The 15050-nt window shown below is 32.2% G+C and carries 19 protein-coding genes; 9 read left to right on the plus strand and 10 right to left on the minus strand.

Going from position 1 to position 15050, the window contains the following annotated elements:
- Window positions 1–16: 16 nt before the first annotated feature.
- The 5 genes from Q0975_RS08875 to Q0975_RS08895 all read left to right on the plus strand — a co-directional run bounded on the left by Q0975_RS08875 (window position 17) and on the right by Q0975_RS08895 (window position 4137).
- The gene (locus Q0975_RS08875; RefSeq protein WP_299435425.1) at window positions 17–1129 is read left to right on the plus strand and encodes an FAD-dependent oxidoreductase; all 1113 of its coding nucleotides are present in this window, start codon (window positions 17–19) and stop codon (window positions 1127–1129) included.
- 22 nt (window positions 1130–1151) lie between these two features.
- A complete protein-coding gene (gene mtgA / locus Q0975_RS08880) occupies window positions 1152–1826 on the plus strand; it encodes a monofunctional biosynthetic peptidoglycan transglycosylase (protein WP_299435427.1) in 675 nt (224 codons plus the stop codon).
- A gap of 86 nt (window positions 1827–1912) precedes the next feature.
- Window positions 1913–2485, plus strand: coding sequence for a hypothetical protein (locus Q0975_RS08885; RefSeq protein WP_299435429.1), 573 nt, complete (start codon window positions 1913–1915; stop codon window positions 2483–2485).
- A gap of 132 nt (window positions 2486–2617) precedes the next feature.
- Window positions 2618–3070, plus strand: a complete 453-nt coding sequence (locus tag Q0975_RS08890) for a 3-oxoacyl-ACP synthase (RefSeq protein WP_299435431.1) — start codon at window positions 2618–2620, stop codon at window positions 3068–3070.
- A 134-nt stretch (window positions 3071–3204) separates the two neighbouring features.
- Complete coding sequence (locus Q0975_RS08895; RefSeq protein ID WP_299435433.1) at window positions 3205–4137, plus strand: alpha/beta hydrolase; 933 nt, start codon at window positions 3205–3207, stop codon at window positions 4135–4137.
- A gap of 6 nt (window positions 4138–4143) precedes the next feature.
- Here Q0975_RS08895 and Q0975_RS08900 read toward each other — a convergent pair whose 3' ends face one another.
- On the minus strand, window positions 4144–4497 hold the full coding sequence (locus tag Q0975_RS08900; protein ID WP_299435435.1) for a hypothetical protein: 354 nt from the start codon (window positions 4495–4497) through the stop codon (window positions 4144–4146).
- 61 nt (window positions 4498–4558) lie between these two features.
- Window positions 4559–6244 carry a single-stranded-DNA-specific exonuclease RecJ gene (gene recJ / locus Q0975_RS08905; protein WP_299435437.1) on the minus strand — a complete coding sequence of 562 codons (1686 nt, stop codon included), beginning with the start codon at window positions 6242–6244 and terminating at the stop codon, window positions 4559–4561.
- 290 nt (window positions 6245–6534) lie between these two features.
- Between recJ and Q0975_RS08910 the strand changes: the two genes are divergently transcribed.
- Window positions 6535–7125 carry a carboxymuconolactone decarboxylase family protein gene (locus Q0975_RS08910; RefSeq protein WP_299435439.1) on the plus strand — a complete coding sequence of 197 codons (591 nt, stop codon included), beginning with the start codon at window positions 6535–6537 and terminating at the stop codon, window positions 7123–7125.
- 111 nt (window positions 7126–7236) lie between these two features.
- On the opposite strand, the gene Q0975_RS08915 is transcribed toward Q0975_RS08910, so the two are convergent.
- Entirely contained in the window at window positions 7237–7422 is a 186-nt protein-coding gene (locus Q0975_RS08915; protein ID WP_299435441.1) for a hypothetical protein, read from the minus strand.
- Window positions 7423–7457: 35 nt separating this feature from the next.
- Window positions 7458–8327: an AraC family transcriptional regulator gene (locus Q0975_RS08920; RefSeq protein ID WP_299435443.1), complete on the minus strand. Its 870-nt coding sequence runs from the start codon at window positions 8325–8327 to the stop codon at window positions 7458–7460.
- A gap of 486 nt (window positions 8328–8813) precedes the next feature.
- Between Q0975_RS08920 and Q0975_RS08925 the strand changes: the two genes are divergently transcribed.
- A complete protein-coding gene (locus Q0975_RS08925; RefSeq protein WP_299435445.1) occupies window positions 8814–9686 on the plus strand; it encodes an AraC family transcriptional regulator in 873 nt (290 codons plus the stop codon).
- Window positions 9687–9891: 205 nt separating this feature from the next.
- Here Q0975_RS08925 and Q0975_RS08930 read toward each other — a convergent pair whose 3' ends face one another.
- Genes Q0975_RS08930 through Q0975_RS08945 form a run of 4 tightly spaced genes read right to left on the minus strand, consistent with a single transcriptional unit; the run spans window position 9892 to window position 12790 of the window.
- Window positions 9892–10545, minus strand: coding sequence for a response regulator transcription factor (locus tag Q0975_RS08930; protein ID WP_299435447.1), 654 nt, complete (start codon window positions 10543–10545; stop codon window positions 9892–9894).
- Window positions 10546–10587: 42 nt separating this feature from the next.
- Entirely contained in the window at window positions 10588–11367 is a 780-nt protein-coding gene (locus tag Q0975_RS08935) for an ATP-binding protein (protein WP_299435449.1), read from the minus strand.
- Window positions 11343–11993, minus strand: coding sequence for a hypothetical protein (locus Q0975_RS08940; RefSeq protein WP_299435451.1), 651 nt, complete (start codon window positions 11991–11993; stop codon window positions 11343–11345). Before Q0975_RS08940 ends, Q0975_RS08935 begins: the two co-directional genes overlap by 25 nt.
- A 20-nt stretch (window positions 11994–12013) precedes the next feature.
- Window positions 12014–12790 (minus strand): hypothetical protein, encoded by a 777-nt coding sequence (locus tag Q0975_RS08945; protein WP_299435453.1) that lies wholly within the window; start codon window positions 12788–12790, stop codon window positions 12014–12016.
- A 394-nt stretch (window positions 12791–13184) separates the two neighbouring features.
- Between Q0975_RS08945 and Q0975_RS08950 the strand changes: the two genes are divergently transcribed.
- Window positions 13185–13517, plus strand: coding sequence for a hypothetical protein (locus Q0975_RS08950; protein ID WP_299435455.1), 333 nt, complete (start codon window positions 13185–13187; stop codon window positions 13515–13517).
- Between the two features lie 47 nt (window positions 13518–13564).
- On the opposite strand, the gene Q0975_RS08955 is transcribed toward Q0975_RS08950, so the two are convergent.
- Window positions 13565–14284: a M50 family metallopeptidase gene (locus tag Q0975_RS08955; protein ID WP_366888535.1), complete on the minus strand. Its 720-nt coding sequence runs from the start codon at window positions 14282–14284 to the stop codon at window positions 13565–13567.
- 53 nt (window positions 14285–14337) lie between these two features.
- Between Q0975_RS08955 and Q0975_RS08960 the strand changes: the two genes are divergently transcribed.
- Complete coding sequence (locus tag Q0975_RS08960; RefSeq protein WP_299435457.1) at window positions 14338–14694, plus strand: hypothetical protein; 357 nt, start codon at window positions 14338–14340, stop codon at window positions 14692–14694.
- Between the two features lie 12 nt (window positions 14695–14706).
- On the opposite strand, the gene Q0975_RS08965 is transcribed toward Q0975_RS08960, so the two are convergent.
- Complete coding sequence (locus tag Q0975_RS08965) at window positions 14707–15048, minus strand: HopJ type III effector protein (protein ID WP_299435459.1); 342 nt, start codon at window positions 15046–15048, stop codon at window positions 14707–14709.
- Between the last annotated feature and the right edge of the window lie 2 nt (window positions 15049–15050).

Here is a 15050-nt window from a genome sequence, read left to right on the forward strand (position 1 = left end):
TTATGAACTTATACGAATGGATTTTAGCTATTGGGAATATAAAACATGGATATCTAATGTAGATTTTACCATCATAGGTAGCGGAATTGTTGGACTTACAAGCGCACTTTGCCTAAGAGAAAAGTTCCCAAAAGCTAAAATTCTTGTTCTCGAAAGAGGAATTCTTCCTAATGGCGCGAGTACAAAAAATGCAGGCTTTGCTTGTTTTGGAAGCTTATCAGAAATTCTTGATGATCTCAACACACATTCTGAAGAAGAAGTTCTACAACTCGTGCAAAAAAGATATCAAGGACTTAAATTGTTACGTAAAAACCTTGGAGACTCAATTATTGATTATACTCCCAATGGAGGTTATGAACTTTTTACTGCATCAGACTACAATTTATATGAAACCTGTCTTTCTAAAATTGAAGATATCAACGCTTTATTAAAGCCTATTTTTAATAACAATGTGTTTCACAAAAAAAGTAATGTTTTTAATTTTAAAAACATTCAATCTCAATATATCGTAAATCAATTCGAAGGACAAATTGATACAGGTAAAATGATGGAAGCACTATTACACAAGGTTCAATCGTCTGGTATCAAAATACTAAACAATTGTACTGTAGAGGCTGTCACCGAAACTAATAGTTTTGCAGAAATAAAAACGAATCATTTTACGTTTTCATCTAATAAGGTATTAATTGCGACTAATGGTTTTGCTTCTCAATTAGGACTTAAAGGTGTCAAACCAGCTCGTGCACAGGTACTAATTACCAAACCAATAGTAGATTTACATATCAAAGGTACTTTTCATCTGGATAAAGGCTATTACTATTTCAGAAATATTGACAATAGAATCCTTTTTGGTGGAGGAAGAAACCTAGATTTCGCAGCTGAAGAGACTACAAAATTAGGGCAAACCGAATTAGTACAACAAAAGTTAGAAGATATTTTACAACACGTAATCTTACCCAATATAGATTTCGAAATTGATCATCGATGGAGCGGAATTATGGGAGTAGGAAATCAAAAAAAATCCATTGTTAAACAAGTTTCTAATAATGTCTTCTGTGGAGTGCGACTTGGTGGAATGGGTATAGCCATTGGTAGTCTTGTTGGCACGGAATTAGCTGATCTTTTATAGACAGTTACTTTATTAGTTAGCTATGAAAAAGATCATTCGTTTTATCTTTAAAGGTTTTTTAACCTTCTTTATCCTTAGTATACTATGGGTACTTGTATATAAATGGATTGATGTTCCAGGAACTCCGTTAATGAGTATTCGACATTTTCAATCCGAAAATAAGACTTCAATAAAGCACCAATGGGTTCCATTAAATGATATTTCTAAAAACCTACAACTTGCAGTTATCTGTAGCGAAGATCAACGATTTATAGAACACCGAGGTTTTGATACTAAAGCAATCCAAAAAGCAATTGAAGCACATAAAGCAGGTAAACGACTGCGAGGCGCTAGTACAATCTCACAACAAACCGCAAAAAATGTTTTCTTATGGCCACAGCGCAGTTGGATCCGTAAGGGACTAGAAAGTTATTTTACTTTTTTAATCGAAACCTTCTGGAGTAAAGAACGTATTCTAGAAATATATCTAAACAGCATAGAAATGGGAGATGAAATTTATGGTGCTGAAGCTGCTGCAAAATTCTGGTTTAACAAATCCTCAAAAGATTTAAACCTTAATGAAGCAGCTGCAATAGCTGCTATCCTTCCTAATCCTAGAAAATATTTAGCTGACCCACCATCTACGTATGTTCAGAAAAGGAAAAATTGGATCATACTGCAAATGCGTAATTATGGCTCCTTTTCTTTTTCAAAATAAAGCAACATTAAAAAAAGATTATTTCTAATGGGTAGGGTAAAACCTTAGTGATCTGTTCTATAATAAAGCCCCTAAAATTCTTTATTATGGAAAACGATTTGAGCAATAATCCCTTTTTACAACAATCTAATGGGATAAAAAACAGCCTTTTAATTCCTTATTATCTAGGGAATCAAATCAATAAGCAGGCGTCTAGTTACCTCAACACTTCTCAGATAATAAACCTGAATACTAAAAACCTTCCAGGAATTCCAACTGTTATTTCGGGAAAAATCTATACTAAAGACAAAGAACCAGTACCAAATGCAAAAATTGAAATTTGGCACGCAGATGATGCAGGTGCTTATCATAATGAAGGAAGTTTTTATTTCCCTTCACAAACAACATTATCCGGATGTATTACCACAAATGAATCCGGAGTTTATAAAATAAAAACCATCCGTCCTGGGGTTTATGGATATAGAGCAAGGCATTTTCATTATAGAATTTCTGCAAAAGGACATAGAACATTAGAAACTCAAATTTATTTTAAGGATGATCCCAGAGTTCTAATCGATGAAATTGCATTGGTAGCAGAAAATTGTAGAATCATAGATTTTAAATTTAATAGCATAGGCTATCTAGAAGCTAACGTTTCTATTTTTTTGCCCAGAATTTAGTTTGAATTATTTTTTATACGGTAGAGAGGTAGTCCAATTATGGGCTGCTTCTCTTTTTTTCGATATAATACGCTACAATAATATTTGTACAATTATCGAGGTTATTCTATATTGAAATTTAAACCCATTTTTTTGAAAAAAATAAAAGAAGAACTATACGATCATTGTGAGCAATTTGTGCAAGATCGCCATAACCGCATTCAAAATAGGATTTCCAATATACAGGAATCATTGACCTCTGAAACAAAAAGTAGCGCTGGTGACAAACATGAAACCGGAAGAGCTATGCTTCAGTTAGAAAGAGAAAAAGCAGGGGCGCAATTAGCCCAAGTACAGCAGTTACAGGAGATTTTAGCTAAAATCGACACACACTCATCTTCTAAGGTTATGCGATTAGGAAACATTGCAAAAACCTCCAAAGGAAATTATTATTTAAGTATTTCAGTAGGAGAAATCACTATTGATAATGCCGCCTATTTTGCAATAGCTGCCAATACTCCTATTGGGAAATTGTTGTTAGGAAAAACAATTGGAGATCATTTTAGTTTCAATGGAAATGAGATAACAATAGAAAATATACTTTAAAAGAAGTCTAAAAAACAGGATCATATTCCTGACATTAATATATCCCTGAAAAGTAAGTAGTATAAATTTGTTAAATGTGATAGCATAAAAAAATGATTTTAAGTAAATTGCTGCCTCACAAATTATCATTCTAAATGAAGAAGCTTTCTTTATTACTTCTAATCGTAGTAATCGTTTTTGGGTGCAAACCGTATCAAGATACCAAAATCAGAAAAGGTCAGATGACTTATGAAGAATTTAGGGCTCAACAACGATCTTTCCCCAGTAAAGATGGTATCATAAAATATATCGATAAAGGAAGTGGTCCTGTAATTGTGCTACTTCATGGAGTTCCTACTTCTGGTTGGTTATATCGTAAAATGATCGATCCACTAGTAGCAGGAGGTTACCGTGTTATTGTTCCGGATATGTTAGGCTATGGCGCTAGTGATTCTCCTGAAGGATATAAAATTTATAGTGAAAAAGAGCACGCAAAAAGGCTTCTTGCGCTCATGGATGGATTAGGTATCGAATATTGGTCGCACGTTATGCACGATGTAGGTGGTGTATGGACCTGGGAACTTTTTAATCAGGCTCCAAAAAGAATTGAAGAACTTATCGTACTAAATACGCTACTGTATGAAGAAGGTTTTTATCCACCTATACGATTTAGTCCAGGTCCCGCAGCTAAAGCTGCCATGTGGTCTTATCGTAATGGAGTTACCACTAATACGCTATTGAAAACACTCTTTAAGGAAGGTCTTAAAGAAAACACATTAAATGAAATAGATGTAGAAGGCTACAAAACTCCATTGTTAGAGGGTAAAACTGATGGGATGTACTATTTCTTTACTAGAACTTGTAATTACTTCCCTGACTACTCCTTAGTTTTCGAAAGTATAGATATTCCTGTCGCTGTAATTTGGGGGATTCATGATACTATGTTGCAATGGACTCCACAGCAAACCAAAGTGGCGAATGCTCTTAAAATAGATGAAGCAGATATTCATTTTATTGATGAAAAACATTTCATCCAAGAGACAAAAGCAGAAGAGATCTCCTATAAAATTCTGGATTTTCTTAGATAGTACTAGTTAGTTAAGACCAGCATTCGTTACCCAATGCTGTAATTCTATTCTAAAAACAGTGCCATTTATTAGTTCCTGTACCTGCTCAAGCTCATCTTTACTTATAGCTAAGTCAATTTTATCAGATGGTGTTCTAAGTAACAATGACCTACAATTTTGATTTCCTTCGCATTGGTCACAACACTGAGACTCTTCAGTAATTCTGCATGCTTCCGAAAAATCCTTTAGCTCATTTAGCGTAAGTAAAAATCCAATATCTCTAAATACCAATTGAACTTTTGGTGAACTGGTAGCTTGTTGCTTTTTCCAAAAAAAAGAAATACCAACTTTGTTACTGTAAATTTTATCAATAGCACTCATCCTGAATCGTATTTGATTCAAAAATATTAAATTATTTAGAATTAATCTAAATAAAAATAAATTAAATTATATCTTTAAGTTTCAATTGTAATGATACAGTTCCATTCCATTCATTTTCATCAATCGTATAGGCAACTTTAAATTTTTGGCTTTCTGTGATTGTATTATATTTTGGCCCAAGATTAAAACCAATGGCTCCAATAGCTAATCCGTTTTTCTGTACTTTACACTTTAGATGTTTCTCATCAGCTCCAACACATTTTGCATATCCAGTATCCTTTACATTTTCAGTCATAAAAACTGGCGTCATATTTCCTGGTCCAAATGGTGCGAATTGTTTTAGAATCCTAAAAAACTTAGGAGAGATCTGGTCGAATTCCATTATCCCATCTATCAGAATTTCTGGAGTCAATAATTTTTTATCAATAGTAGTTGATACCACCTGTTCAAATTTTTGTTTGAACCCTTCGTATTGCTCTTCTCTAAGTGTCAATCCAGCAGCGTATTTATGACCTCCAAACTGTTCTATGTGTTCCGAACAAGCATCCAAAGCATTGTAAACATCAAATCCTTTTACGGATCGAGCAGAGGCAGCAAGTTTATCCCCACTTTTAGTAAAAACCAACGTAGGACGATAATAGGTTTCTATTAATCTGGATGCAACGATTCCGATAACACCTTTATGCCAATTTTCATCATATACAACGGTAGTGAATCTCTCTTCCTCAGTATTTTGGATTATTTGCTCTAAAGCTTCCTCTGTAATACTTTTATCCGCATCTTTTCGATCACTATTATACGTTTCTATTTCTGAAGCATACTGCATTGCTATTTCAGGATCTTCTTCCTTAAGTAGGTTTACAGCATGTAATCCATGTTTCATTCTTCCTGCTGCATTAATTCTAGGAGCTAAGGTAAATACTACATCTGTAATCGTTAAAACCTCTTTTTTAACTTGAGAAAGCATTGCTTTAAAACCTGTTCTTGGATTTTGATTAATCACTGTCAAACCAAAATATGCCAATGCTCTATTTTCTCCAGTTATCGGAACAATATCTGCAGCTATTGCAGTGGCAACCAGATCCAAATATAATAACAAATCCTCTATAGACTGTCCTTGTCCAAAAGCAATTGCCTGGATTAATTTAAACCCTACTCCGCAACCGCATAACTCTTTATAAGGGTATTCACAATCTTCTCTTTTAGGATCTAATACTGCAGCCGCAGCCGGAATTGTAGTTCCTGGTCGGTGATGATCACAGATAATAAAATCGATGCCCTTTGATTTTGCATATGCTACTTTTTCTATAGCTTTAATTCCACAATCTAATGCTATAATTAAAGAGATATCATTATCAGAAGCGTAATCAATTCCTTGATAAGAGACTCCATATCCCTCTGCATAACGATCTGGAATATATGTAGTCACCTGAGATGATATCGTTTCCAAATAAGAAGACATTAATGCTACAGAAGTGGTTCCATCTACATCATAATCTCCATATACCATAATATTTTCTTGATCTGATATTGCTTCCCCAATTCGGGAAACAGCCTTATCCATATCTTTCATTAAAAAAGGATCGTGTAAATCTTCTAATGATGGTCGAAAAAATCTTTTGGCTTCATCATAGGTTTCAATACCTCTCTGGACTAATAATGAAGCAATTATTGTATCTACATTTAGTTCTTTTGCTAAGTTATTGGTTATTGTGGTGTCAGTTTTTGGTTTTAGGGTCCATCTCATTGGTATTATCGTTCCGAAATTATTTAAAAATCCAAAGTACGAAAAACATCCCTACTCCTTTCGGTTTCATATTAGTTTTGTATTTTGGTTTGCTAAAAATTATTAATACCGCTTCTCAAATGAATTAACCATATAAAATTGTTTCTTTTGAACTCATACTTCGTTACAAAATTGATCGATAACTAAGGTTATCCATAAATTTTCTTCCTTGTCTGAAACCAAAATAATCTAATTTAGTATTTCGGCAACTCCATTTGAGAATCGATATAAACTCAAAAATACATATACACATGCCATTAGTAACACCTTTATCAGCTGATCACGATCAGGAAACCAAAGAATTGGCTGAATTCTTTAATGAAACACTTGGGTTTTGTCCTAATTCTGTATTAACCATGCAGCGAAGACCTGCCATCTCTAAAGCTTTTATCAATCTAAACAAAGCAGTTATGGCCAATGAAGGTCGTGTAACTTCAGCTTTAAAACGAATGATCGCTTGGGTTAGCAGTAATGCTACAGGTTGTAGATATTGTCAGGCTCATGCAATTCGTGCTGCAGAACGTTATGGTGCAGAGCAAGAACAATTAGACAATATCTGGGAGTACAAAACACATGCTGCTTTTAGTGATGCTGAGCGTGCTGCACTTGATTTTTCCCTTGCTGCAACTCTAGTCCCCAATAATGTTGATGAAGCTATCAAAACGGAGCTTTATAAATATTGGGATGAAGGTGAGATTGTAGAAATGCTTGGTGTTATCTCTTTATTTGGTTACTTAAATAGATGGAATGATTCTATGGGAACCACCGTAGAAGAAGGGGCCATCGAATCAGGTGAGCAATATCTTGGGAAACATGGTTGGGAAAAAGGAAAACACGTATAGAGTTTGTTAGATGATTGGATTCTTAGATCATTAGACAATTAGAATATTTGATCAGACCTCACAGTCCGCCTCGGCGGACTGTGAGGTCTTTTTAACTTTAACTATTTGGTTTTATAAATAATGTGCAATTAAATTCCCTCCATATTCAAAAAAAACATAATCAATATCTTCTTTTAAACCAGATTCTTTATAAGTGTTTAACCATTTAGATATATACTTTCGGTCTGTTGGTTCTTCAACCCATATGGAAGAATTTGCGATCAGTACTGAAGAGCTTGTAACACCTAATAAATCCAAAGTCTCTTTAGAAGGTTTTATATTAGTTTTTATTATTAACCTTTAGCATTAAGTGAGTAAGGGTTTTTCTTATACCTAGAGGGAGTTACTCCTTTTATTTCTTTAAATTTTCTATTAAAATTAGAAAGATTTTTAAAACCGCTATGATGCGAAGCTTCTAATATGGTCATATCTGAGTCACTTGACAATAACTTACATGAATTCTCAATACGTACTTCTAACAAAAACTGAAGGAAAGTTTTACTTGTTCGTTGTTTAAAATAGCGACAAAAAGCATTTGGAGTCATATTTGCTATACCTGCTGCTTCGGTCAGCGAAAAATCTCTATTAAATTCAGTCATAATTGATTCAAACACTTTTGCCATACGTTTTCCTTCATAATTTGTATAAATTTGTTTAGAAACAAATGACGATATGGTTTTAGTTTCGGCCATATTAAGAATTTTTAGGATTTTAAGAAAAATCGTAAAACGTTCTAATTTATTATCTGTTTCAATAATCTTAAGAAATTGTTTTTTTAATTTATCCTTCTTAGACAGTACTTTAAGTCCATATGATACCTCTTTAAAAAAAACCGATAACCCTTCAAATTCACATAGTTCAAAAAAGGAGTCACCAAATGATTCTTTAGTAAAGTAGATTGAAATTCTATGAGATTTTTCATCAGAAAAAGTGCTTTTAAATACATGGGGAGTGTTACTTCCCAAAATTAAAATATCACCTGCCTCATACTTGGTTACCTTATCTCTAACTATCAATTCTCCTTCTCCTGAAACTATAATTGATATTTGTATTTCTTTATGCAGATGTAATCTATCATATAGAACCATTTCTTTATCCTCCAGAACTATTAAAGTACCTATCGAGGAATTTGGCACTTTAAAGGGTAATGCTTTTGTTTTCATTTTTAGTCAAAAAAATCATTAGAATCGTTTAATATTCTTTTCAAATAAAATAACAGAGTTGCCTATTTAGCTTTTCCATAACTTTTGTTTGAAATAAAAGCTCCATATTTATCCGGACTCATGAGAAAAAGTTGAGTTTTTCTAGAATCATTTCAAAATACTGAATACACCAGTCTTTGAATAAATAAATATCGTGTTTACAGTTTTCTGCCAAAAACATATTTCAAAACTAGGCCAATACCTTAATAACTGCTAATATTTTTACATCAAGATATGATACTATTTTATCAATATATTGTTTATCTATCAGGCAATTTATTGACTTAACAAAAAATAACATTAGTTATTAAGCCTAATAAAACACTACCTAAAAGTCATTTATTGTCTAATAATTATAACGTTTAATTCAGCTTAAATACATACAATAAACATATATTATTCAATCATTTAAATTGTATCTTTATATTCAAATTAAAGTATTTATTGATGGGTGTCCATAGAGAAATTACACCACTAAAAGAGAATGATTGTTTTTTAGTATTAGATAGAAAGCTTAAAAAATTTAATTTTCCTATTCACTTTCACCCCGAATATGAGATTAATTTTATACGAAACGCTAAAGGCGCAAAAAGAATAGTTGGGGATCATATTGGAGAAATAGAAGAATATGAACTTGTTATGCTCGGCCCTAATGTATACCACGGATGGGAAAATTATAAAAATGATACGACCCAAGTATTGCACGAAATCACCATCCAATTTCCTAGATACTTATTTAATTCTCAGGTTCTTAATAAAAACATTTTTAAACCCATTAAAGAGTTATTTAAAAATGCAAATCAGGGCATTTTATTTTCTGATGAGACTGCAAGAAATGTTGAAAGTAAACTTAAACTTATTAGCATAAAAAGTGGTTTTGATAATTTTCTGGATTTTCAATCTCTGCTATACGATTTAGCTATCTCCAGAAATAAAAAAATGCTAACTAACATCTCTTTTGAGGACCAAAATGATTTTCACAACAGTAAACGCATTGAAAAAGTTTATAATTATATAAAAGAGAATTATGATCAAAAAATTAAAGTTGAAAATGCTGCATCCGTAATAAATATGACTGTAATATCGTTTAGTAGACTAATCAAGCAACGTACTGGCAAAACGTTTATTGAATTTGTAAATGATTTACGTCTAAGCTTTGCCACTAGAAAATTAATAGAAACAAACGAGAGTATTTCTGAAATTTGTTTTAGTTGTGGGTTTAATAATATTTCTAACTTCAACCGTATATTTAAAAAGAAGAAGAATTGTACACCCTCAGAATTTAGACAAAACTTTATAGGTACAAGAAATTTTTTCTAATACCACTTGTATTTTGAATTTACTGTAATCAAAGTATATATGGTATAAATCATTTTCGAGATATTTTACTACTGATATTTCTAATTATGAATTGATTCCTTTTTTGGGATGTACAATTACATATTGTTTGATCAACTCCTAAAAAGTGCTCTGAGTGGTGAATATTTTAAAATTTCATGTTTTAATGAGATATGAAAAAAAATATCTAAACAGAAATAATCTTTTCCCTTACTGCTTTTATGATCAATCCAGCGGTATTTTTTACTTCTAACTTGGTCATTAAGTTTTTACGATGTCCTTCTATAGTACGTACACTCAGAAATAATTCTTCTGCAATTTCCGCAGTTGTATATTCTTTGGTAATTAATTCCAACACCTCTAACTCTCTTGTGGTAAGATGATAGTCTTTACCAATTACTGGCGGCTTAGCCGATTTGTTTTTAAGCCCTTTTAATAATGCCTGAGACACAAAAGGATTAAAATAAAAGCCTTTTTCGCATACGGATCGTATCGCATCTTCCAATTCTTGCTGATTCGTGTCTTTTAATAAGTATCCATTAGCACCCACCTCCATCAGATAAGATATCATTCGTTCTTCCTTATGCATAGTGAGTATGATTACTTTCATATCAGGATACAACTCTCTAATTTTTAAAGTTGCATCTACTCCATTCATTTCCTCCATTTCTAGATCTAGCAATATCACATCAGGAACGATATTATTTAATTTTGCTAATAAATCCTTCCCACTCACAGCTTCTAGAACCAGCTCTATATTATTCATTTTATCCAGCAATGACTTGATTCCTTCCCGGAATAAATTATGATCATCTATTAATCCTAGTTTAATAATTTCCATGGGTATTTATTTAGGTTGTTAAGAGTGCTTATAACATTTATACTATGGTATTTCCAGCCGAACTTTCATTCCTGATTTTTCTTCCAGAAAACTAATCGTTCCGGACAAAACGGATAACCTACTTTCTATATTTTTTAGTCCCAATCCCTTTCTGAATTGAAGTTGTTTTTCATCCAATCCTTTTCCATTATCTTCATAGACTATAATCAATACATTATTTTGATTCTTCATTTCAATCTTTATACTTGAGGCTTCTGCATGTTTTAATGTATTGGTAATCAACTCTTGTATAATTCTATAAAGATTTAACTCCTTTGTTTTGGCTACACTAGAAGTTGTATTATTAGTAAATGAAATTTTAATCTTTCCTGAGTCTCGTACTGTTTGTACCAAGCTATCAATAGCCTCGATAAATCCCAACTTCTCCAATACTACAGGTCTTAAATCTTGAGAAATCCCTCTAACACTTCTAATCATGTCATCAAAAAAACCTCCGATTTTATGAGCTATTCCTGTTAGCTCTTCTGGCGCTAACTCTGGTGTTATCTGCCCAATATATAATTTGGTGGTTGTGAGCATCGCTCCTACATCATCGTGCAGTTCTTTGGCTATTCTGGTTCGTTCAGCCTCCTGGCTTTGGATAGATGTTTTAAGCAATTCCTTCTGATAATCTGATTCTGCTTTTTGATACCTTTTTTGCTGAGCCAGTAACCTACGTTGGTATATAATAAAAAACACAATCACCGATAGTGATAATAAAAAAATCACTACCATACCGATGATGATGATCTTTAACGTTATTGCTTCTTCGGGTTCACCCATAGCGCAGTAATATAAAATAACATTAGTACTATGTTTACAATTGCATGAAGCCCCCAAACAAGATAACTTGCCTCTGTAGACCCCTTAAACATATTATTATTAATAAAAAACAGTATTAAGTTACTGGAAAAATAAATCAAAAATCCAGAATTGATCCAAAACATAGGATTTGTTTCTAACGCACTATATTTTACTTCTTTCAATAAAGTATAAAAATAACTTAACGCAAGAAATATTACGATTACTCCCAAAAGTGTTGTAACGTTAGAATTAAATGTCTTTAGATCCTGAAAAAACAAGGTGTTAACAACCGCAAATATTGTAAAAGCAGTAGCTAAAATGATGAAAAACTGTTTTGAAAATGTTTTTGATAATACGGTTCTATATATGTTAATGATCAACAAAAACTCTATGATTGAGTAAAAATGATACAACGGTAAGTTATTTATTTTTTGATACCATAATATGTTAGCAATAAATTCAACTACAAAAACAACTACAAGTAAGTAAACTAGTTTTAGTTGTATTTTATGTAATGACTTATACTTAAATATGGATAATACTAACGGTATAACAACTATAAAAGATGAAATTAGGCGTAAACTATCAAAAAGCTCTTTACTCATTAGTATTTTATTTTTATATACTATTCTTTAGGACAAGTAGGTGGACAAGGACTAGAATACTCTATAAAAACTTCTTCATCTCCAAATTCTGCTAATCCATGTCTTGATATAATTTCTGTTTTTACTTTTTTCTTAGGAATAACTCCCAATACAGGTGTAAATGAAATCATATTACGATTCTGAAATTTATTCATATCAATCCCAGGATACATTATAAATCTTTTAATATTATTACGAAATGTACCATTAAAAAGCTCTAATACTAGATCACTACTAACATCAAAAAAATTAACGCGCATTAACAATCTTGTTCTCTCATCTTTTGCCACAAAAAGATCGTCAATTAGATTATCCTCTACATTATTCCAGTTTGCTACAATCATTTCTTTAAAAATACCCGGAACTAACCTTCCTCCGCCGTCCGCACTTTTATTATTCATATGTAATGGTTCCGATTCATAAAATTCGGGTATAAGAGAAAAACAAAAAGGATGCTTTCTGGTAGTAGTTGTTATTTCTATGATGGGACAAAACGTGAATTTGGTTTTATCCTCCTTTTCCAAACTCATAAAAATTCGAATACTTGTAATATCTTTTAATTTATTTAAGCATTTCAAATCACTATCACTCATCATAAAACGATTCGTACGAGTATAGTAACTACTTGATGATTTAGTGTCATTATTTAATCGCTGAAAATGTCTTGCTAGTAACAAAACCTCTTCTTGTTCCCATCGTTTTATATTATCCGATTGTTGCTTAGTCAGTGTCTGATCTAGTTCTATTGCTTGTTCCATTTGTGTGAAAATTTATTACGTTAAATTGGTTTATCCCTTTAAAACTACATAAAAAACAAGATTGTAACTAATAATGATCTAATTAACGGGTAATAACCATTAAAAAACACGTATTTACCACGTGCTTATAATTTCTGTTTCACACGTATGTATGTATCAAAATTCATTTATACGTACTATTCCTTGTTTTTAGAATCTGTAATTCTACTGTGCGATTACGGCAAATACCCGTTTTAAAAAACGGAAACTTCTACGCTCTTGAGAAACAAATAGTTGCAATAATTTTGAATGTGATTAAAAACAAAACATTAAAAGAGTAGCTATTTTTTTTGATTACAACGGCGGATTCGAAAAGCCAAATTATAAATAGAGTAGAAGTATAAAAAAACAAATCATGGAATTAAAAGAAGCGGTATTATCTCACTTAGACGCAAAACAAACAGGATCTATTCTTATACGATGCGAAGGAGGATATGTGGCACGATTTACACTTTCATACCAATTAAATGGTAAAGAGTTTAGCAAACACTCAGGAGACATCTCACTAGGCGTAAATAAGTCAGAAACTATTCCAGAAGGAGCGACTTCTATCCACCTAAAAGTGGAAGAAAACTGGGCGTTTGGTTGGTCTACAATTTTCACAAAAAACTATGACAAACCGGTAACAGAATGTTATAAAGTTTATGGAACAACATTAGATCCTAAATATGCAAAAATCTCTTGCTAATAGCATATGCATTTTCAAAAACAACCTGAATCTATCGATTCGGGTTGTTACTTTTTAAAATAATACAGAAAGCTTTTCCAAAGTAGGTATGCGCTCATCAAAATGATCAATATCGCCCATATCCAATAGGTCCCGATTGTATTTTCAGCAATAGCTTGTGTATCAGAAATCTGAATTACGCCTTCTCTTTCGAATTGTTTGGTAAATAAGTAATCTAATTGAAGATAAGTACTTAACACAGACTGTAAGCCTAAAAACAGAATTACAACTACTTCTAACTTTCTACTTTTGAATAACGTAATAATAAATAAAAGCACAGCAAAACTACTCATTACTGCAACTCCCCAAAAAGACCTGATCCATATAAGCAATGAAAGTATCATGACACCTATCAATATTCTAAGAGCGATCATGGAACTTCTATGTGATTTTGCTGATGCAATTAATAACGCTCCAACAACTGCTGGGCCCAATAATCCACCGGCAGCCACCAATGCATTACCAATAAAAGGTGCTAAATAGCTTCCTCCTAAGTGATAGTAGGCAACACCACCACCGTTTTCGTAAATCTCTAAATACTCAAAACTTCCACCTACTAACAATGCGGTAAGTCCGTGACCCATCTCATGAAACCATGTTCCTAATAATCGAAAAGGATATTGAACCCATCCGAAATATGGTAACTGCCATAATACAATAACGACTATGGCAACAATAATGATGGTATAATCAAAACGTTTAGAGATACTTGTAATTTTTAAATTTATTTACTGTCTTTAAAACAAAATATGTAATTTTATATTTCACAAAATTATTCATTATGAATTCTTCTATTCTTACATATCTGTTTCTAATTTCGGCTTGCTTTCTAACTATTGGTGTTCATAGTCAAGAAAAAGTTACAAAAGAAAAGAATAACTTTATAGATACACAAAGCCTTACTAATTATAATCAGATGCCTGTTTATACTCCTGAATCTAAATCCAAAATGCCCGTTCATAATCCCAATTATGAATTAGACAAACAAATTAATTTGGCGTTGATTGAGGATGCAAAAAAAGAAGAGGTCCTGATCGCTGCTACTCTAAATACTGATCCTTTTTCTTCCTTACTAATAAATCCTGAACAACAACTATCATTAGGGGAGATTGCTAAAAAACTTAAAGGAAGTAACTAGGTGAAATTGAATTTACTTCTCTATTAATGGCGATGTATTAAAAGAAATCCCTTCCCAACCAGATTTCATAAAATTGCGAATGTTTTGATGATCATTTCCTTCTGGATGCTCTATAACATTTTGATAATGCTCTCCAAAACAATATAATGTTTCTTCCTTAGTTAGATTTTGAAGTTTCGCAAAAGAAAATAGTTTACAAGAACCCGAATTTTGTCCAGCTTCGTTGATTACTTCTCCATTAGTAAATGATACCTTTTCAAAAATATAGTGTGCATCTATGACACTCATTGTCTCCTGAAAAAGAATTTCTTTTGGAGTACTTCTAAGTTTTTTAATAAATTCTGATATAGTCATAT

Source organism: uncultured Aquimarina sp. (assembly GCF_947500065.1).
GTDB lineage: Bacteria > Bacteroidota > Bacteroidia > Flavobacteriales > Flavobacteriaceae > Aquimarina.

What these genes read in the sequence shown, in the direction of transcription:
- Q0975_RS08875 (WP_299435425.1), top strand. Translation starts at nt 17, where the DNA reads ATGGATTTTAGCTATTGGGAATATAAAACATGGATATCTAATGTAGAT.
- mtgA (WP_299435427.1), top strand. Translation starts at nt 1,152, where the DNA reads ATGAAAAAGATCATTCGTTTTATCTTTAAAGGTTTTTTAACCTTCTTT.
- Q0975_RS08885 (WP_299435429.1), top strand. Translation starts at nt 1,913, where the DNA reads ATGGAAAACGATTTGAGCAATAATCCCTTTTTACAACAATCTAATGGG.
- Q0975_RS08895 (WP_299435433.1), top strand. Translation starts at nt 3,205, where the DNA reads ATGAAGAAGCTTTCTTTATTACTTCTAATCGTAGTAATCGTTTTTGGG.
- Q0975_RS08900 (WP_299435435.1), bottom strand. Translation starts at nt 4,497, where the DNA reads ATGAGTGCTATTGATAAAATTTACAGTAACAAAGTTGGTATTTCTTTT.
- recJ (WP_299435437.1), bottom strand. Translation starts at nt 6,244, where the DNA reads ATGAGATGGACCCTAAAACCAAAAACTGACACCACAATAACCAATAAC.
- Q0975_RS08910 (WP_299435439.1), top strand. Translation starts at nt 6,535, where the DNA reads ATGCCATTAGTAACACCTTTATCAGCTGATCACGATCAGGAAACCAAA.
- Q0975_RS08920 (WP_299435443.1), bottom strand. Translation starts at nt 8,327, where the DNA reads ATGAAAACAAAAGCATTACCCTTTAAAGTGCCAAATTCCTCGATAGGT.
- Q0975_RS08925 (WP_299435445.1), top strand. Translation starts at nt 8,814, where the DNA reads ATGGGTGTCCATAGAGAAATTACACCACTAAAAGAGAATGATTGTTTT.
- Q0975_RS08930 (WP_299435447.1), bottom strand. Translation starts at nt 10,545, where the DNA reads ATGGAAATTATTAAACTAGGATTAATAGATGATCATAATTTATTCCGG.
- Q0975_RS08935 (WP_299435449.1), bottom strand. Translation starts at nt 11,367, where the DNA reads ATGGGTGAACCCGAAGAAGCAATAACGTTAAAGATCATCATCATCGGT.
- Q0975_RS08940 (WP_299435451.1), bottom strand. Translation starts at nt 11,993, where the DNA reads ATGAGTAAAGAGCTTTTTGATAGTTTACGCCTAATTTCATCTTTTATA.
- Q0975_RS08945 (WP_299435453.1), bottom strand. Translation starts at nt 12,790, where the DNA reads ATGGAACAAGCAATAGAACTAGATCAGACACTGACTAAGCAACAATCG.
- Q0975_RS08950 (WP_299435455.1), top strand. Translation starts at nt 13,185, where the DNA reads ATGGAATTAAAAGAAGCGGTATTATCTCACTTAGACGCAAAACAAACA.
- Q0975_RS08960 (WP_299435457.1), top strand. Translation starts at nt 14,338, where the DNA reads ATGAATTCTTCTATTCTTACATATCTGTTTCTAATTTCGGCTTGCTTT.
- Q0975_RS08965 (WP_299435459.1), bottom strand. Translation starts at nt 15,048, where the DNA reads ATGACTATATCAGAATTTATTAAAAAACTTAGAAGTACTCCAAAAGAA.